The sequence below is a fragment of the Methylococcus sp. ANG genome, from assembly GCF_040730495.1.
In the GTDB taxonomy this organism is placed as follows: Bacteria; Pseudomonadota; Gammaproteobacteria; order Methylococcales; family Methylococcaceae; genus Methylococcus.
Genome location: NZ_CP160399.1, coordinates 1,522,894 through 1,538,582 on the forward strand (window position 1 = coordinate 1,522,894; position 15,689 = coordinate 1,538,582).

Genomic DNA, 15,689 nt, shown 5'->3' on the forward strand with positions numbered 1-15,689 from the left:
AGACCTCAGCGGTCCGAGTTATTCTTCAGTCTCGTCGCCGCGCTTCGGCTCGACGACCCGGCGCCCCCGGTAGTAACCGTCCGGGCTGACATGGTGGCGCAGATGGGTTTCGCCGGTGTTCGCTTCGATGGACAGAGCGCTTGCGCTCAATGCGTCGTGCGACCGCCGCATGCCGCGCTTCGAACGGGTCTTGCGATTTTGTTGAACAGCCATGATGACTCCTTAAGAAGACTTGCTATCGTTGTTTTTCAATTGCGCCAGCACGGCAAACGGGTTTTCCCTTTGCCTGACCGCCGGCCGCGGGCCGGCATGCGCCGCCTCCCTGCAGTCCGGATGCTGCGGTATCGGCGGGATGGCCAGGACCAATTCGTCCTGAACCAGGTCGGACAGCCGAATCGGCGCTCCGCCGTCGAACAGCAGCGGCTCGTAAGACTCCGGCAGGCGGTCGGCTTCGTCCAGCGACGCCACGACGCCCAGCGAGACTTGCAAGCGCACCGACCACGGCAGCGGGTCCAGGCAGAGCTGGCATTGCAGTACGAGATCGGCCTCCACTCTGCCGGTCACCACCGACCATCGGCCGTCCTTGCCGAAATCCAGCTCGACCCTGATGTTCCCGGCTCTTTCGAACAGAAACTCCTGGATACGGTCGAGCAGTGCCAGCGGCAGTTCTCCCACCACCCGGCGACGCTTGTCCGCGAAATCCAGCGGATCGACGAATTCAGGCAGGTGGGGAGGCATAATCGTGCAATAATACAGGCAAAATCCAACTTCTGTCAAAGCCAGGAACGCCGTCATGCAGTCTCCCCTGCCGCAGCCGAGGCCGCTCCTCCTCGCCTCGGGTTCGAGCTACCGCCGCGAATTGCTCCGCAAGCTGGGCTTGGGTTTTACCGCGGTGTCGCCGGACATCGACGAAGCGGCCTTGCCGGGGGAGACGCCGGAAGAGCTCGCCTTACGGCTGTCGTATCAGAAGGCGCGGGCGCTTGCCCCCGCCTACCCCGACCATCTGATCATCGGCTCGGATCAGGTCGCCGTTCTGGGAGATTCGAGACTGGGCAAACCCGGCAACCATGAAAACGCGGTCGCCCAACTGCTGCGGGCCTCGGGGAGTAGCGTGACATTTCTGACGGGGCTGTGCGTGTACGACGCGGCCAGCGGGACCAGCCATACCGGCCTGGACCGGTGCCGCGTCCATTTCCGGCGCCTCGACCGGGACCGGATAGAGCGCTATGTCGCCGTCGACGAACCCTACGACTGCGCCGGCGCTTTCAAGTCGGAAGGGCTGGGCATAGCCCTGATCGAACGCATCGAGGGCGACGATCCGAACGCCTTGGTCGGCCTCCCCCTGATTCTGCTGACCGAACTGCTGGAGCGCTTTGGCGTGGCCGTCGTCTGAGCGGCACCAACGCGATGCGGCGTCAGTTCAGGCGATTGTAGTATTCGATCACCCGGTTCAGGTAATCCTGGGTTTCGGGAAAAGGCGGAACCCGGTTGCCGTACTTGATGATGTTGTTCTCGCCGGCATTGTAGGCGGCGACCGCCAAACTTACGTCGTTGAACATGCCGATCAGATCGCGCAGATAACGGGCGCCGCCATAGACGTTTTCCACCGGGTCGGTCCGGTCCCGCACGCCGTAGCGCGCCGCGGTGTCCGGCATCAGCTGCATCAACCCTACCGCTCCCTTGCCCGAAACCGCTTCCGAGTTGTACGCCGACTCGGCCTGGATCACGGCATGCAGCAGCAGGGGATCGAGATCGTAGCGCTCGGCCGCTTCGGCGATCAGCGGCGCCAGCATTTCGCGGTTGCGCTCCAGGGCCCTGGACTTGAAGGACATCGGGGCCGAAATCCGGCCGGACGGCGCCACCGCGGGCATGGGCGGAGGCGACCCCAGCCTGCTCGACACCTTGGTGGTGGCGATCAGCCGGTAGCCGTTGTGCTGAGGCCGGTCCGTGTAATAGACATGGCCTTTCTTGTCGACGAACTTGTAGACATCCGCCGAGACCTGCGCCGCCGGCAGCCCCCCCAGCATCAGCGCGATCCAAAGACGTCGTTTCATCCACATGTTTTTGCGTCTTTTTCTCGAATCAAAACGAGCGGGTTTATACCACCGCTCCGTTCGGCCGGACAAGCCTCAAGCCGGTATCTTTACCGGCCGCACCGCCGATGCAGCCAGAACCGCCCGGCTTCGCGCCTCTTCCACCGTGTCCGCCGCCGCCAGGGCCACGCCCATGCGCCGCCGGGGATAGGCCTCCGGCTTGCCGAACAGGCGAACCTCGGATTCCGGCACGCACAGCGCCCGCTCCACTCCCTCGAACGCGATGCCTTCCGCGGCCATCCCGCCGTAAATCACGGCGCTGGCACCGGGGCGCCGCAGGGCGGGATCGACCGGCAATCCCAGAATCGCGCGGACATGCAGCTCGAACTCGTTCTGCGCCTGGCTGACCATGGTCACCATGCCGGTATCGTGCGGCCGGGGGCTGACCTCGCTGAACCAGACTTCGTCCCCGCGGACGAACAGTTCGACGCCGAACAGCCCGCGCCCGCCCAGGGCTTCGACCACGGCGCGGGCGATCGCCTCGGCGCGTTCCCTGGCTTTGGGACTCAAAGGTTGCGGCTGCCAGCTTTCCACGTAGTCCCCGGCCTGCTGCCGGTGGCCGACCGGCTCACAGAATGCGATCCCGGCGTCACCGGTGGGAGTGATGGATCGCACCGTCAGCAGGGTGATCTCGAAATCGAAGTCGATCCGACCCTCGACGATGACGCGGCTTGCCCCGACCCGGCCGCCCTTCCGCGCGTACTCCCAGGCGGCCTGGACGCCGGACGGGCTCTCCAGCATGGACTGACCCTTGCCGGAGGAAGACATGACGGGCTTGACGAAACAGGGAAAGCCGATCTTCCCCGCCGCCTCGGCCAAGGCCTCACAGGAATCGGCGAACGCATAGGGCGATGTCGGCAGGCCCAGTTCTTCCGCCGCCAGCCGTCGGATGCCCTCGCGGTTCATGGTGAGTTGCACGGCGCGGGCGTTGGGAACGACCTCCGCCAGCCCCGCCCGCTCGATCTCGGCCAAGGCATCCGTGGCGATCGCCTCGATCTCCGGCACGATGAAATGCGGACGCTCGCGCTCGATGAGCGTCCGGATCGCCGCCGCGTCCGTCATGTCGACGACATGGGCGCGGTGGGCGACCTGCTGCGCCGGTGCACCGGGATAGCGGTCGACGGCGATCACCTCGGCGCCGTAGCGCTGGAGGGAAATCGCCACTTCCTTGCCGAGTTCACCGCTGCCCAGGAGCAGCACCCGGAGGGCGGAGTGCGAGTTTGGGGTTCCGATACGCATATAGAGAATGCCGAAGGATTGTAGGGAGGAACCGGCGGCGAGAGGAAGCCGGAAGGCGGTGATTTTAATGCCCCCCCGCCTCCAATTGCCAAGCCGCCGGCCCTTTTTCACCGCCTCCGGCTTTCCGGATGGCGCTCAATCATCATCGGCGATGGTGACCGTTGCATCCGCGGCCGGCAAGCGGGTGTATTCCTTCCTTCCCGCAATGGCCAGGTTCACCGTTTCCGCCCCTTCGGCGACGCGGTCGTTGCGCAGCTTCACCGAAACGTCCACGCTGGCGACGCCCTTTGGAAGGGTGACCCGGAGCTTGGGCTTGACGTAATCCTTGCCCGGCCGAGCGGTGCCGCCCAGCGTCAGATGAATGGTCAAGGGCTTGCCGGTCGGCGTCTCGCGAGACACGGTGAAGACCATTCGGTCTCCACTCCCTTCGGCGATTTCGGTCCGGGCAGCCGACACCCAGACGCGCGGAAGCGAGCCGACAGTGGCTTCACCATAGATTTGGGACACGGTCGTCAGATCGGGTTTGAAGCGGATAATGCTGCGGAGCCTGCGGATCGCGGCGGGATTCGCCGCAGCGATCTCTTTGGCGGCGCCGATGGCCGCACCCACCTGGCCCGGCGCCGGCAGGGTGCCAGTGGCCGTGTTTTCGTTATGTATCAGGAGTCGCCTTATCTCACCGGCTCCGGCAGCTTCCCTGGAATTCCCGATCGCCGTGGTCAACAGACTCTTGTCCGCCTCCTGGCTGGCCTGATAGGTCAACGTGAAGCGGGCATGATCGGCGGCGAACGCGGAATACTGTTCCTGGAAGAGTTCGAGCATCCGGACGGCGGTCCCGCGCATGGAGCCGGCCAGCCGCTGGAACTGCAGTTGCGTCGAGGGCTGGGTCCGGCTGCCTTCCTCGTTGCGCTGCAATACGATCGTGGCGGCGTTCACCCCATCGTTGGCCGCCGCCGGAATTTCCCAGGTGATGGTGCGGCGAAGGCCGGTCGCGGCCTCGCCAGTCGTAGCGTCAGTCTTGAGCACAGCCGCGGGAAAATCTTCCGCCAGCCGGGACGAGACGAAATCGGCGGCATCGGCCGGCAGAGTCGCCAGATGACGCAACACGATCTGCGAATTCGTCAGCAGATGCCGTATGGACATCTCGCGATCCGCGAGCGACAGGTGCTTGTGCAAATCGGCCGCCCTGGCCATCTTGGCTTCCACCGTCCCGTCCAGCCGGGTAGTGACACTCATGTCCTGCTCCACCAGGGACAGCACCTCGTTCGACAGAGCGGCGGCATACTGGGGCAGCAGATCCGCGTTTTTCTTCACTTCGAAGGCGTTTTTCGGTTCGAAGAACGCCAGCGGCACATCGCGGGTCAGGTTGAAGATGTTTTTGTCCGTCGCGCGAACGTCGATCGCAAAATCTCTGATCTTGGGCAATCCGCCCAACCGCACCGCCGTACTATTCTTGAGCGACCCGGTGTATTGCAGCAGATCCCGCGCCGCCGCGAGGCGCTGCTTCGCCAGTCCGGCGCTCTTGGTTTCATCCAGCGATGCGAACGGTCTTACGTAGAACGGCATTTTGCCCGCCACCGTCAGGCTATGGCAGCCGGCTTTTTCGCAGCTCTTGGCCGGACTCGCTTCATTGATCATCAGGCCGTAATGGTCCACGGATATCAAATCCTTGACGTGGCACTGATCGCAGGTCGCGTCTTTTGCCGGGTGATGCTCGGCCACGCCCGCCGTTTCGGCGTCGATGGCGTCCATGAGCTGAAGGACGGCCCGGAATTGGTCCTCCGTCTCCGTGACAGGCTCTCTGACGGTGAATCTCACCACCAAGAGATGGCGAAAACCGTCGAATGGGTCCGGCGGCGCCGCATTCGCCGGGTCCAGGCATAGCGGAATCAAAGCACATAACCAACTCAAGGAGGACGGTGAAAAAAGGAGGTGAAATCTCATGTTGGGCTCGCGTGGTCTTGTTATTGGGAAAAAGTACGGCTATCCAAACGGTGGAGCAGAATTTATACGAATATGAATGATAACGATTCGTATTTGATTTTTCAATTGCGAGCCTGCGTGCGCGAACCGAACTTCTGGAGGAGTCAATACGGAGAAAACCGGGGGCTGGCGCTCACCCGCGCTCGTGAGGGCGCAGGAAAAACAAGCTTCTCGCAAGTTCGGACAGGACATTCCTTTGTCCTGTCCGAACTTCGTTCATTCGATGGAAAACTCGCGCATCATGCCCATGTCCTCGTGCTCCAGGTTGTGGCAGTGGTACATGAACAGACCCTTGAAGTCCTGGAACGGCTTGATCAGGCGGATCCGTTCGCCGGGCATGGCCAGCACGGTGTCTTTCCAGCCGCTGTCGATGAAGCCCTCGCGCACACTGGCGTAGTCGTCCATCGTTGCATTGCTCACCGTACGGCTGACGATCTGGAAGGACTGGCCGTGCAGATGGATGGGGTGCGCCATCGACATCATCATGCCCATGCCGCCCTCCATGCCCCCACCGTGTCCTCCCATCATCCCCATGCCGCCGCGATGCCCCATCATGCCCATCCCCATGCCGCCGCGCATGCCCATGCCAGGCCCGCCTCCGTGCTCCATGCCCTCTCCTCCTGCGCCATGCCCCGAACCGCCGTGGCCGTGGAATATCTCCAGCAGTTGAACACTTCCCAGCGGAATCCGCTCGAACGGCTGCAGGTCGTCATGGGCATAAGGCCGCCGGTTGATCAGCATGGACATCGGTCCTTCGGAAATCTCCAGGGGCACCGGTTTGTCCGGATTGACGGTATCGGCCAGGGTGTAGCGGGAAATCTTCGCAAGGCGCCTCGGCAGGCTGGGGCTTTCGCTCACCCGCCGGGTCACCCGGACCGTGAACAGCGGGTAGTCGCTGCCTGGCGGCAAGGAGCTGTGCATCATCTCGCCCATCATCCGGCGCGCCATCCTCGGGAGAGCCCCCGAAAACGGCAGGCTCCGCATGACCAACTGCGAACCGACGGTGCGCCCGCTGAAATCCGCCCAGACGTCCAGGCGCTCACCCGGCGCGAGCATCACGTAGGACTTGACCTCCGGCGCCTCCAGCAGGCCGCCGTCGGTACCGATGACGGTCAAGGGCGTACCGTCGTCCCAGCCCAGCTTGTAGATGCGGGCGTTCGAGCCGTTCATGATCCGCAGCCGGTAGGCCCGGCTCGCCACCTCGACCGCGAAGTCCGGGCGGCCGTTGACCAGGATGCGGTCACCGTGGAACCCCATCATCCGCTCGTGCATGTGGCGGACGTAGACGAGCTGGTTGTCGGCGTCGAAGCGCCGGTCCTGCAGTACGACGGGGATCTCGTATTCCCCCGCGGGCAAGCTCAGCGCCGCCTCCTCCTCGTCGTTCACCAGGATGCCGCCGGCCAGGCCGTGATAGACCTGCGGTCCGGTCAGCTCGTGCGGATGCGGATGATAGATGTTCAGACTCGCCCGGTTGAGCACCTCGAATTCGTAGACGAATGTCTCCCCCGGATCCATCGCGTACATCGGGTGGCCGTCCATCAGCGCCGGGACGTGCATGCCGTGCCAGTGCGCGATGGTCGGCTCGGACAGTTCGTTGCGGAAATGGATGCGCACCTTCTGCCCCTTGTGCAGGCGCATGACCGGGCCCAGATAAGACCCCGGCAGACTGGTCAACGTGCCTTCCGGGCCTTTCATCAGCCGCGCGGCGTACTGCAGAACCCGCGTCGGCCGGCCGGGCAGGATGGCCACCGAAGACTGGCGTGCCGCCAGCTCGATTTCCACGTCCGGCTGGAACGCGGGCGATGCCTTGTTCGGGCTGAGCTTCGGACCGGCCGGCATGGTCATGGCCTGCGCCCAGGCCGGCACCCCGGCGAGAGCGAACAGACCCAGACCGGTCTGACGGAGAAAACGGCGGCGTGACACATGGATGCTGGACGGCATAACCCCCTCCTTTCGACCTTGAGGTCGCTTTAGTTATGGCGAACCTTCTCCTGCTGCGGGCGCCGCCAGCCGGGAGGCTCGAAGTGGACGGGCTCCCGCACGCATGGCGGACGGGATGCCCTTGGCGGCATTGTATATAAGTTTCCGGTGATATCGACATTCGATCTGCCGGAGCCCGGTGCGCCGAACGCCGCCGCAGAACGGGACTACGCCCGGCCGGTGAACATCACGACGCTGCCCTGTACCTCCAGGGTATAAGCCGGGAAATGAGCGGCGAGCACTTGGTGCAGATCGTCTTCGCTGTCGTGCCGACTGCCGAACACGCCCTTGCCGTTGTAAAGCGCCATCAGCCGCCGGCCCAGCGCGTTGTGGCACACTCCCCGGCCGAGAAAGGCCGGGCGGCCGGAAAGCGGCAATGGTCGAAAAAGCAGCCTGTACCGACGCCGACTCCCAGATGCCGCGGCGCCACCCACCGGTCATAGAGATCCAGGATGCGGCGGGTGGGGCAGCGCTGGGCGGCAGGGACGGTGGCCCGGGGGCGAGAGGCGTGCGGATCGTTCAATGGGGGCCGACACAGTAGAAAGAACCCAAGCTATTCGTCCTCGCCACCCTCAAGAAGACCTGGTCCGGCACAGGTACGCTACCGGGGCTTGTTCAAGGGACTGGCAGCCAAGCCTCCAAACCGGCGGGAAAACGCTCAGCCTTGGCCCGCAGCCGCGGCTGAGCGGCATCGACGTCCAAAAAATCGGACTTGTTCCGAGCCTCCTTAAATGGGCGGCGAACGGAAATAACGCCCAACAGGCCCTCAGCCTGCGCGCAGCCGGGAGAACCGGCAAACCGACGGCCGTGCATTCCGGCAACAGATGGATACCCCGATGGACACCCTGGATGCCCCGGAACACTCACCGGTTCCTGACGCGAATCATGCGAAAAATGGCGCACAAATCGACAGTCGGCGCCCTCCTTTCAATATCGAGTCCCTTGTGGACTCAAACACTCGAGCCCAGGATCGGAAGAGCATCCGAAGATGCGTGCAGCCATTCGAGCCGAGTCCTGTCGAAACATTGCTTGCGGACGCATGAAGAATCTGGATGAACGCATGACGGTCGAAGACTTCATCGCCAGTTGAATTCGGGCAAACTGCGTGGATATACTTTACAATACGTATATCCACGAGAGCCCGCCAATGCAAGTCTCAAAATGGGGCAACAGCCTGGCCATTCGAATCCCGGCATCCGTCGTCGAAGCCCTCGATCTGCATGAGGGTGACGACATCCAGGTGGTGGTCGCGGACGAACGCGTTTTCGCGCTGGCGAAGCAACCCGGAAAGGAGGCGCTCCTGGAACGCCTGCGCCGGTTTCGAGGCAAGCTGCCGACCGGCTTCGTGTTCGACCGGGATGATGCGAATGCCCGCGACTAACGCGTTCATCGATACCAACGTCCTGCTTTATTTTTTGTCAGACGACACCGACAAAGCCGACCGGGCCGAGGCCATCGTCCGGAACGGAGGACGGATCAGCGTTCAGGTGCTGAATGAAATGGCGAGCGTGGCGCGCCGGAAGCTGGCCATGCCGTGGGAAGAAATCAACGAGGTCCTGACGCTCATCCGGACCCTGTGCCCGGTCGAACCGATCACCGTCGCCACCCATGATCGAGGCCGATGGATTGCCGAGCGTTACGGCTTGAGCGTTTACGATGCCATGATCCTGGCGGCGGCACTCCTCGCCGGATGCGAGACCTTGTATTCCGAGGACATGCAGGGCGGACAGCTCATCGAAGGCCGGTTGCGCATCCACAATCCGTTTTCGGAGATATGAGCAGGAAAGATCACCAAGCGTTGGAACTGCCCGGCTGGAAGTGAGAGCGATGCGAACAAGCGCCGGCCCATTTACCCAAGAGGAAGGAGTATGTGTGAAAATTCGGACTTGGCGTGCGGGGCCTGGCCTTGCGCGGGCTTCGCGTCCGCCGCAGATCGAACCGACACAGGAATCCCTATGCAGACATTGAACGGAAAAATGATCAAGAAGGCATCCTTCCTCGTTTTCGGCGCGCTGCTGGGCGCGATCCCGCCCGCCGGGGCGGAAAGCGACAAAGAGCTCCAGGAAAAAGCCCTCAAGGCGCGCGAACTGGGCCAGCACGGCGGCATGGACCATTCGGCGCATGCCGCCGAGGAGACGGCGGGCAAATTCCGCGGCGTCTTCTACGGCTACCTGCCGTGCCAGGAAGAAAATTGCGACGGACTGAAGATGACCTTGTCCCTGAACGACAAGGACCGGTATCTCCTGGTGATCCAGCCCGCGAAGCCGCAAAACCGGGAGTCTTTCGAAAAAGGCAAATACCAGTGGGACGACAGGAACGGCATCGTCCTGCTGACCCCCAACAAGGATGCCCCGCCGCGCCGGCTGGCCATCAAGGATGAAGGCACCCTGGTCTATCTCGCCAGCGACGGGAAGCCGCTGCCCGGCGACCAGGACCGGTATCGGCTGGAACGAAGCGACAAATCGAACAACCGGGAAATGCACATTCATTGACGAACATGGCTCCAGGGGACGACTGGCGATGGCGAAGGCTTGAGGAGACAGCCAAAGTACCTTGATCAGATGAAGCGTGACTGGGAGCATGTCCCCGAAAAACGCCTCAGCCCCTCAAAAAGTTCGCTTACCGGCGATCCATTGATCTCGGAGCGGGTCGAAGACAAATTTCCCTGCCATGATACCGATTCAAGATCTGCTCCATCGCATACGCTGGGATGCGGAGTTCGGCCGTGCAGAATTCCGCATCGGCTACTACGATCGTATCGAGCGCCGCGTTGTGCTGGCACCGCTTGCGGAACTGGCGTTTCCCCCGGACCAGCCGAATGCGTTTGAATGGGTTGACCACTTGGGCGAGTTGCATACCATCCCTTTGCATCGCATCAAGGAGGTGTACCGCAACGGCGAACTGATCTGGCAGCGAACCCATTGATCTCTGCGCCGCGGGGAAACCGAGGCGCAGCATTTCCCCACGAGGTCCGCCATGCAACCGACGACTGCCAGGCCAGAGGATTTTCGTGCCGCTTACCTGGCGCTTCTCCAAACTGGTGAATTGGAACGGCGCGTCCCCCTCGGCCGCGAACATCTTAAAACCTGCGACCTGTGCGCCCGCTACTGCCGGGTCGACCGGCTGCAAACGGCACAGGGCGCGGTATGCCGGACCGGCGAGCGCGCCATAGTCTACAGTTGCGGCGCCCATCACGGCGAAGAAGACGTCCTGCGCGGCTGGATGGGCTCGGGCACGGTATTCTTCAGCTGGTGCAACCTTCGCTGCGTGTTCTGCCAGAACTGGGATATCAGCCAGAAGGGCGAGGGCCGCGAAGCGACGCCGGAAGAGCTGGCTTCCATGATGTTGGACCTGCAGGCGCAGGGATGCCACAACATCAATCTGGTGACCCCCAGCCACGTGGTGGCGCAAATTCTCGAGGCCACCCTGATCGCCGCCCGGCAGGGACTCACGTTACCGCTGGTCTACAACACCGGCGGCTACGACAGCCCCGAGGCTTTGGCCCTGCTGGACGGCGTCATCGACATCTACATGCCGGACATGAAGTATGGCGATTCCGCCACCGCCCACCGCTACTCCCATGTGCGCGACTACTGGGAGGTCAACCGTGCAGCGGTCCAGGAAATGCACCGCCAGGTGGGCGACCTCCGGTTGGACCAGGAAGGTCTGGCTAATCGCGGGCTGTTGGTTCGCCATCTGGTGCTCCCAGGAGGCTTGGCCAACACGGAAAAGGTGCTCGCGTTCATCGCCCGCGAGATTTCCCCGGAAACTTATCTCAACCTGATGGACCAGTATCACCCCTGCTACCGTGCCGGCGAATACCCCGAACTCGCGCGCCCGATCACGCCAACCGAATACCAGGAGGCGCTCGACATCGCACGGCGTCTGGGCCTGACGCGGCTGGACCGCCCGCGCAGTCGACGTCCATTGTGAGTCCGGTCATTCCAGCTTGCGGTAAATGGGCAAGCCTGGCCGCCAACGATTCCACCCGCCGGAGCCCTCGGGCAGAACTTCATGCGAGCCGAGCACAAGCAACCCGCCCGGCGCCAGACGGTCGCCGAGGCGCTGCAGCGTTTCACTTTGCAGATCCGTAGAGAAGTAGGTAAAAGCCAGGTTCCGGCACAGGATCAGATCGAACAGTCCTTCCGGCATCGCTTTGCGCAGATCCATGACAGCCCAGGTCAACGGCTGGCAATATTCCCGACCGATCCGGTAATGCCCGTCTTCTGCCCTAAAGGCAATATCGCGCCAAGGCGCGGGGAGTTCCCGCAGGCTGCTCGGGGCATAGCAGCCGGTTTGCGCTCTGGCGATCTGAACCGGGTCGGCATCGGTGGCGAGTACCGAAAGGGCGATATCCCGTGCCCGCAAATCCGGATGCAACGCCCAGATCAGGACCAGCGTGTAAGCCTCCTCGCCCGCGCCGCAGCCGGCGCTCCAACAACGCAACCGACGGTCGCCTCTTGTCCGGCACCGGTCTATCAATTCAGGCAATCCTTCCACTGCAAGGACATCGAAGATCCGGCGGTCCCGATAAAAGCGCGAAATCGTTATCCGGCAGAAGCTGTCCAGGAGTTTCCATTCCTCCTGCTGGGCCTCAAGGTAGCTGCGATAGGAGTCGATATCCTCCAACTGCAACGCCCTGATGCGGCGCATGGTACGCTTGATTACCTGACGCCACACTTTCCGAAACCCGGGCCAGCGCAGTCCCAGACGCGGCAAGGCCCATTGCAGGAACTCTACGGCTTGCGTGCTGTGCATTCTCATCGAAACCAATGCGAAAACCATTCTGAGGCGATATCGGACCAACTCTCTGCCGACTATTGGGCATCCGGCGCGCCCAGGCAAAATCTTGCTGACTTGATCCGCCATATATCGATAGAATAAAAAATTTTCCAGCCGCCTAGCCCGGATGTTTCATAAAAATGCCCCCTGCGCCCGATAGCTTGGCCAGCTGCCTATTTTTTCAGTCCACCGAACTGACCTACGCCCCCCATGAGGCATGGGCAGCCCCTCGACCTGCCTCTTTTCGCGGGGGTGGTGGCCGGAATCCAGACACTGGACGCAATCAACCCTCCGAGTCCTGCCGGATCCTCCTCGGTTGAGGGTGACGGCGCGCTTCAGGCCATGGCCGGTGGTCGGACGAGATAGAGTATCTCGGTGACCCGGTGCAACAGCGCCTTCACCGGACAGGCGCTCGGCAAGTGCAACTTGATCCGGTCCTTGTACTGCACCACCCGCACCGCCAGCTTGAACAGCTTCAGGATGAGGGTCATGGGCTGCGCCTTGGCCAGTTCGGTGTGGCACAGGGTGTGCTCCCGCAGGCTGTGGATCAGGCTGTAGGCGGCACAGGCATAGAACAGGCGCAGGTGGTTGGCGAGGAAGGCATGGTCGGCGGTGCGATCACTGGCCAGATCGTTCTTCACCGCCTTGATGAAGTTCTCGTCCTGGCCGCGTGCGCAGTACAGATCCCGGTACAGCGCCTCCGGCGTCGGGTCGGCGAGCGAGGTCACGACGAAGCGCGGGTTGTCCCCCAGGCCCATGACCTCGGCCTTGAGCACCACCCGATAGGCCTTGGGCCAGGAACCGGCCTGGTAGGCCACCTCGTCATACAAACGGGTCGCCGCCGGCTCGGGCTGTTCGGCGCGGCGAGCGAAATCACAGCGTTGCGCATGCAAGGCGCGCGTCTTGGCAAGCAGCGGCTCGGCCTTGGGCGTCAGCACCTGGTTGCCGGCCAGGCCGAAGAGGAAATCCATCCGTGCATCGGCTTCGCACAGGGCCATCAACTCCGGGTTGGCGAAATGGCCATCCCCGCGCAGGACGAGGTGGGTATCCGGCCAGGCCTGGCGCAGGCGGCGCACGACCCGCTGGAGGATGGCGGCGTTCTCGCGCCCGGTGGGGCGTTTGCCGGGCCGCAGCACGGCGGTGATGAACTTGCCGGAGAGGCCCTCGAACAAGAACAGCGGCAGATAGCAGTGGCTGCCGTAGTGGTGATTGTAGAAGGCCAGTTCCTGCTGCCCGTGGGTGCGGTCTTCGGAGTGGTCCATGTCCAAGACGATGACCGCGGGCGGGGTGGTGTAGCTGGCGATGAAGGCATCGACGAAGGCGCGGGCCAGGCGGTAGATGTCCTTGCGGGAGACTCCGTTCTCCAAGCGCGAGAAGGTGGGGCCGGAAGCCAGGGCGTTGTCGGCATCCAACGGCGCCCGCTCGGCCGCCAGCTTGAACACGGGATCGTGGCGCAGGCTGTTGGCGTCGTTGCCGTCGGCATAGCCGCAGGCGGTCTGGAAGATGCGCTGACGCAGGAGGTCGGCCAAGCTGTGGGCGATGTAGGAAGGGTGCCGGCGATCCTGAATGGCCGAGGCCAGACGGGCGATCAATCCGGTCTGCCGATCCACGCCCTGCAGGAGGAGGGCGCCGAAGTCGCTGGACACCGCGCCGCCTTCGAAGTCGGCACGGACGGTGAAGCCGGCGACGGTGGGAAAACGGAGCTGGGTCGGGATAGAATCACTCATTGGGCGGTCTCGTTTAGGCTTCGTACGAAGCGTTATTGGCGCAACTCCAATTATATCAATTGGTTAAGCGAGATTCGCCCACTTTCTTGAAATATCCGGGCTAGATACTTCCCCATGCGCACCTCCCAGTTCCCCCTGAGTACCCTGAAGGAAACCCCGTCCGACGCCGAGATCGTCAGCCATCAGCTGATGCTGCGCGCCGGCCTGATCCGGAAATTGGCGGCGGGCCTCTACACTTGGCTGCCGCTGGGCCTGAAGGTGCTGCGCAAGGTCGAACGGGTGGTGCGCGAGGAGATGGACCGGGCCGGGGCTTTGGAGGTACTGATGCCGGTGGTACAGCCGGCCGAGCTGTGGCAGGAATCCGGCCGCTGGGAGCAGTACGGACCGGAGCTGGCGCGTTTGAACGACCGCCACGACCGGGCCTTCTGCCTGGGGCCGACCCACGAGGAGATCATCACCGACCTGGCCCGCAACGAACTGAAGAGCTACAAGCAGCTCCCGGTCAACTTCTATCAGATCCAGACCAAGTTCCGCGACGAGATCCGGCCGCGCTTCGGCGTGATGCGGGCGCGCGAATTCCTGATGAAGGATGCCTATTCCTTCCACCTGGACAACGAGTCGCTGGCCCAGACCTACGATGCCATGTATCTGGCCTACAGCAACATCTTCAGCCGGCTGGGGCTGAAGTTCCGCCCGGTCCTGGCAGACACCGGCGCCATCGGCGGCAGCCATTCGCACGAGTTCCACGTGCTGGCCGATTCCGGCGAGGACGCCATCGCCTTTTCCACGGGCAGCGATTACGCCGCCAACATCGAGCAGGCCGAGGCGGTAGCGCCCACGGCAGCGCGCTCCGCGGCCACTGCGGACCTGCTCAAGGTCGAGACGCCGGGCAAGAAGACCATCGCCGAGGTGAGCGAATTCCTGGGTGTTCCAGCCGACAAAATCCTCAAGACCATCGCGGTCATGCAGACCATCGTCGACGCCGACGGCCTGGACCGCGACGTGTTCGTGAAGGTCCTGCTGCGCGGCGACCACGAGCTGAACGAGATCAAGCTGGGCAAGGTGCTGGGCAAGTTCCGCTTCGCCAGCGAAGATGAGATCGAACGCCACATGGGCTGCCGTCCCGGCTACATCGGCCCGCTGAACCTGCCGGCCGAGGCGGCCGGGCCGGTCTACGCCGACCGCGCCGTCGCCGCGATGAGCGATTTCGTCTGCGGCGCCAACGAGGCCGGCTACCATTTCACCGGCGTCAACTGGGAACGCGACCTGGCGCTGCCGCAGGACGAGTATCTGCGCGACCTCCGCAACGTGGTGGAAGGCGATCCCAGCCCCGACGGCTTAGGGTTCTTGAGCATCGCCCGCGGCATCGAGGTCGGCCACATCTTCCAACTCGGCACCAAGTACAGCGCGGCGCTGAACGCCACCGTGCTCAACGAGGAAGGCCGCAGCCAGGTCATGGTGATGGGCTGCTACGGCATTGGCGTTTCGCGGGTGGTCGCGGCGGCGATCGAGCAGAACCACGACGAGCGCGGCATCCTCTGGCCGGAAGCCCTGGCGCCGTTCCAGGTGGCCCTCTGCCCGATCAACATGCAGACCTCGGAGCGCGTGCAGGCCGCCGCCGACCGGCTCTACGCCGAACTCTCGGCCGCCGGCTTCGAGGTGCTGTACGACGACCGCAAGGCGCGCCCCGGCGTGATGTTCGCCGACATGGAGCTGATCGGCATTCCGCACCGCATCGTCGTCAGCGAACGCGGGCTGGACGCCGGTACCCTGGAATACAAGGGCCGCCGGGACGCCGACAGCCAGCAGATCGGCATCGACGGGGTTGTCGAATTCCTCCGCGGCCGTTCGGAAAGCCGGTAAGCACCGCCCGCATTCGTATAGAATG

The 15,689-nt window shown here is 63.4% G+C and carries 16 protein-coding genes; 7 read left to right on the forward strand and 9 right to left on the reverse strand.

The annotated features are described in order from the left end of the window. Positions 1–18: 18 nt before the first annotated feature. Together rpmF and ABZN20_RS07230 are read right to left on the reverse strand one after the other, a co-directional pair. Entirely contained in the window at positions 19–213 is a 195-nt protein-coding gene (gene rpmF / locus ABZN20_RS07225) for a 50S ribosomal protein L32 (protein ID WP_218807262.1), read from the reverse strand. Between the two features lie 9 nt (positions 214–222). Beyond that, a complete protein-coding gene (locus ABZN20_RS07230; protein ID WP_218807263.1) occupies positions 223–738 on the reverse strand; it encodes a YceD family protein in 516 nt (171 codons plus the stop codon). Between the two features lie 55 nt (positions 739–793). Between ABZN20_RS07230 and ABZN20_RS07235 the strand changes: the two genes are divergently transcribed. After that, positions 794–1,393, forward strand: coding sequence for a Maf family protein (locus tag ABZN20_RS07235; RefSeq protein WP_367027221.1), 600 nt, complete (start codon positions 794–796; stop codon positions 1,391–1,393). A 22-nt stretch (positions 1,394–1,415) separates the two neighbouring features. Here the strand turns inward: ABZN20_RS07235 and ABZN20_RS07240 are convergent, their stop codons facing one another. The 5 genes from ABZN20_RS07240 to ABZN20_RS07260 all read right to left on the reverse strand — a co-directional run bounded on the left by ABZN20_RS07240 (position 1,416) and on the right by ABZN20_RS07260 (position 7,669). Beyond that, a complete protein-coding gene (locus ABZN20_RS07240) occupies positions 1,416–2,060 on the reverse strand; it encodes a lytic transglycosylase domain-containing protein (RefSeq protein ID WP_367027222.1) in 645 nt (214 codons plus the stop codon). A 69-nt stretch (positions 2,061–2,129) separates the two neighbouring features. Further along, positions 2,130–3,332: a formate-dependent phosphoribosylglycinamide formyltransferase gene (gene purT / locus ABZN20_RS07245; protein ID WP_218807266.1), complete on the reverse strand. Its 1,203-nt coding sequence runs from the start codon at positions 3,330–3,332 to the stop codon at positions 2,130–2,132. 135 nt (positions 3,333–3,467) lie between these two features. Next, positions 3,468–5,273, reverse strand: coding sequence for a Calx-beta domain-containing protein (locus ABZN20_RS07250; RefSeq protein WP_367027223.1), 1,806 nt, complete (start codon positions 5,271–5,273; stop codon positions 3,468–3,470). 255 nt (positions 5,274–5,528) lie between these two features. Further along, the gene (locus ABZN20_RS07255; RefSeq protein WP_367027224.1) at positions 5,529–7,253 is read right to left on the reverse strand and encodes a multicopper oxidase family protein; all 1,725 of its coding nucleotides are present in this window, start codon (positions 7,251–7,253) and stop codon (positions 5,529–5,531) included. Positions 7,254–7,459: 206 nt separating this feature from the next. Then, positions 7,460–7,669 carry a hypothetical protein gene (locus tag ABZN20_RS07260; protein ID WP_218807268.1) on the reverse strand — a complete coding sequence of 70 codons (210 nt, stop codon included), beginning with the start codon at positions 7,667–7,669 and terminating at the stop codon, positions 7,460–7,462. A 770-nt stretch (positions 7,670–8,439) separates the two neighbouring features. Between ABZN20_RS07260 and ABZN20_RS07265 the strand changes: the two genes are divergently transcribed. The 5 genes from ABZN20_RS07265 (at position 8,440) to ABZN20_RS07285 (ending at position 11,225) form a co-directional block, all read left to right on the forward strand. Further along, positions 8,440–8,673: an AbrB/MazE/SpoVT family DNA-binding domain-containing protein gene (locus tag ABZN20_RS07265; RefSeq protein WP_218807269.1), complete on the forward strand. Its 234-nt coding sequence runs from the start codon at positions 8,440–8,442 to the stop codon at positions 8,671–8,673. Further along, positions 8,660–9,070 carry a PIN domain-containing protein gene (locus tag ABZN20_RS07270; protein WP_218807270.1) on the forward strand — a complete coding sequence of 137 codons (411 nt, stop codon included), beginning with the start codon at positions 8,660–8,662 and terminating at the stop codon, positions 9,068–9,070. Before ABZN20_RS07265 ends, ABZN20_RS07270 begins: the two co-directional genes overlap by 14 nt. A gap of 177 nt (positions 9,071–9,247) precedes the next feature. After that, entirely contained in the window at positions 9,248–9,784 is a 537-nt protein-coding gene (locus ABZN20_RS07275) for a copper resistance protein NlpE (RefSeq protein ID WP_218807271.1), read from the forward strand. A gap of 178 nt (positions 9,785–9,962) precedes the next feature. After that, entirely contained in the window at positions 9,963–10,217 is a 255-nt protein-coding gene (locus tag ABZN20_RS07280; RefSeq protein WP_218807272.1) for a DUF504 domain-containing protein, read from the forward strand. 51 nt (positions 10,218–10,268) lie between these two features. Continuing rightward, positions 10,269–11,225, forward strand: coding sequence for a radical SAM protein (locus ABZN20_RS07285; RefSeq protein ID WP_218807273.1), 957 nt, complete (start codon positions 10,269–10,271; stop codon positions 11,223–11,225). 6 nt (positions 11,226–11,231) lie between these two features. Here ABZN20_RS07285 and ABZN20_RS07290 read toward each other — a convergent pair whose 3' ends face one another. After that, positions 11,232–12,077, reverse strand: coding sequence for a CheR family methyltransferase (locus ABZN20_RS07290; protein WP_367027225.1), 846 nt, complete (start codon positions 12,075–12,077; stop codon positions 11,232–11,234). Positions 12,078–12,409: 332 nt separating this feature from the next. Beyond that, positions 12,410–13,801, reverse strand: a complete 1,392-nt coding sequence (locus ABZN20_RS07295; protein ID WP_367025178.1) for an IS1380 family transposase — start codon at positions 13,799–13,801, stop codon at positions 12,410–12,412. A gap of 114 nt (positions 13,802–13,915) precedes the next feature. Here ABZN20_RS07295 and ABZN20_RS07300 point away from each other — a divergent pair, with 114 nt between their 5' ends. Further along, a complete protein-coding gene (locus ABZN20_RS07300) occupies positions 13,916–15,664 on the forward strand; it encodes a proline--tRNA ligase (RefSeq protein WP_367027226.1) in 1,749 nt (582 codons plus the stop codon). Positions 15,665–15,689: the final 25 nt, after the last annotated feature.